The following is a 2,834-nucleotide window of genomic DNA, read 5'->3' on the forward strand; positions in this document are numbered from 1 at the left end:
CACCCACACCCCGAACCCGGCCGACCGACCGACACCGGGCCAACCCCGCCTGCCCAAAACCCGTCGCAGTACAGGTCATTTACCGGTCAGATCTCCTCGGCGCGGCGCGGATGGTGACCGGTAGTCGAGTACGCCGCCGGCACGCGCGGGCCGCGCCAACACCGGATGTGCACGCATCCGCTGGCGCGCCGCCGGTGGGCAGGATCCGCGCAACGTCAGGGCAAGGGCGGTGCCGCGCGGTGGAGGCGACAGCCCGATGGCGTGATACGGATCCTGCCCGACCTGTCAGGAGACGGTGCAGGTGGCGCCGTTGAGCGTGAAGCTCGCCGGCCTGGGGTTGCTGCCGGTGTACGTACCGTTGAAGCCGATGCCGGTCGAGGCGCCCGGCGCGAGGGTGCCGTTGTAGGACAGGTTGGTCGCGGTCACCGCCGTACCGTTCTGCTGGAAGGTGGCCGACCAGCCCTGGCCCACCCGCTGCGAGGCGGTCGGGAAGGTGAAGGCCAGCGTCCAGCCGTTGATCGCCGCCGGGCCGGTGTTGGTGATCGTGATGTTGGCGGTGAAGCCGGTGCCCCAGTCGTTGGTGCTCCAGTCGACCCGGCAGGGTGAGGTCGGCGGCGGCGCCGAGGTGGTCAGCGACACCTTCGCCGTGGGCGGCGAGGCGTTGCCGGCCGCGTCGATCGCCACCACGTGGAACTGGTACGTGGTCTGCGGGCTCAACCCGGTCACCGCGTACGTGGTGCCGGTGACCGTGGCGACCAGGACGTCACCCACGCCCGGGCCACGGTAGACCCGGTACCCGGTGACACCCACGTTGTCGGTGGACGGGCCCCAGGTCAGCGTCGCTCCGGTCGAGGTGATCGCGGAGGCGGTCAGCGGCCCGGGGGTGCTCGGCGCAGTGGTGTCGCCGGTGCCCGGGGGCGGCTCGGTGCCCGGGGTGGGCTCGACACCCCACACCCGGGTCCCGCCGGCGTAGAGGGGCACGTTGCGGTTCGGTCCGGCGGTCGCCTGGTACGACGGGTCGTTCGCCGGATTCCAGGTGCCACCCTCGGGTACGCCGACCTTGAACTGCACCTCCATCCGGTGCTGCGACTGCCCGGCGGGGGCGATGGTGTAGCCGGTGCAGTCGACCTCGACGTACCAGAGGTCACCGCCGGCCTGGCGGGCAATGGTCGGTGCCGGGCAGCCCTGGGTGTAGCCGGGGGTGACCTGCACCGGGCCGGTGCCGTCGGGCCGGAAGTAGTAGCGGAACTTCGCGTCGGTCAGCGCCCGCGCCGGGAACGCCGACTTGTTGTAGATCATCACTTTGAGCCCGGTGGCCCGTGGCTCGTTCTGCATGACCGTGGTCTCCACGGTCAACTCGTCGATGTCGGGCCGCTCGGGCACCGGGAAGTTGGCCAGCGGGGTGCCGCCGTACTCCTGGATCAGCCGGGCCAGCGCGGAGGTGAAGCCGGCGTTGTAGTCGGTGGCCACCTCGTTCATCACGTAGTCCGACCGGCTGTCGGTGTACGCGTCGTTCGGCGACGACGGTCCGCCGACCAGCGCGCCGTAGAGGGTGTGCCGGGTCTCGGTGGGCACGGTCATGTTGTCCCACCAGGAGCCGTGCGCGGTGCGGTGGTGCGGGTTGCGCGGCGGATTGTTGCCGAAGCCGATCACGTAGCTGGAGTTGCGCGGGTTGTCGCCGAGCGCGTAGTTGATCTGCCGGACGGCGAAGTCGTGGTAGCGCGCCTTGCGGGTGGTGTCGGTGATCTTGTCGCTGTAGACCAGCGCGGCGAACGCCGTGTTGGCGGCGTAGCGCAGCGCGCCCCACGAGTCGAGCACGGCCATGCCGCCGGGCGAGTATCGGACCCGCTCCCCGTTGACCCCGACGGTCCAGTAGTCCAGCCACCGGTTGGCGTCGTCGACGTACTTCTGCTTCCCGGTCAGGTTGGCCAGCAGCACGTACGCGCCGAACTGCTTGTTGTCCCAGGCGACGGTCCACTTGTAGGAGCGGGTGGTGGTCTGCGGTTCGGTGCCGAGCCGGTCGTACTCGCTCTCCGCCTTGGCCAGGTACGCGGCGTCGCCGGTGGCCCGGTACAGCCAGATCGCGCCCCACACCAGTTCGTCCTGCCACCCGCTCCAGGAGCGGTAGAAGCTGGTCGCGTCGGTGATGCACTCGTGATAGCTGCGCCGCACCGTGTCGGCGAAGGTGTAGAGCTGCCGCGCGTGGGTGAGCAGCCGGTCGGCGTACGCGGCGTCGGTGGGCCGGAAGACCATCGACGACGCGGCCATCGCCGCCGCCGTCTCTCCCGCCAGGTCCGCGCCGCCACAGCTCGCGTCGATCTTGTACGCGGGCCGCGCCATCGGCATCACCTCGGCCGGCCCCCACCACTTGTGGTCGTCGTCGCCCTTGCCCACCTGTCCATAGAGGACGTTCGCCGACGGGTGCGCCTTGATGAAGTAGTCGTTGACGTAGCGAAGGTTGTTCAGCAGATGGGTCAGCTGGCCGGAGGCGGTGTATCCGGCCCGGTACTCGACCGCGCCCCAGGCGAGCATGGTGGCGCTGAATGCCATCGGGAAGCCGAACTTCACGTGGTCGCCGGCGTCGTACCAGCCGCCGGTGAGGTCGAGCCCGACGTCCGCGCCGTCGCGCAGGGCCGAGGCACCGCGCCACGAGACCCGGTTCCAGTCCGGCAACCGGCCGGACTGCTGCGCCTCGTAGAACAGCAGGGACTTCTGCAGCGCCTCCGCGTAGTTGAAGTTCGCCGCCGCGGCGGCGGGGGCGGCGGCCCCGGAGGTCGGTGCGGCGGCGGCTCCGGTCGCGGGTACGCCGACCGCGAGGGCGAGCGCGGCGGCGA

General features: G+C 70.8%; 1 protein-coding gene. It reads right to left on the reverse strand.

What is annotated here, in order from left to right; all coding sequences use genetic code 11:
- Nucleotides 1-285 precede the first annotated feature (285 nt).
- Nucleotides 286-2,834 (reverse strand): glycoside hydrolase family 9 protein (locus AB0M52_RS32910; protein ID WP_363961736.1); only part of this gene is annotated, 2,549 nt, incomplete at its 5' end.

The organism is Micromonospora sp. NPDC051296, from assembly GCF_040682255.1.
Taxonomy (GTDB): Bacteria; Actinomycetota; Actinomycetes; order Mycobacteriales; family Micromonosporaceae; genus Micromonospora; species Micromonospora craterilacus.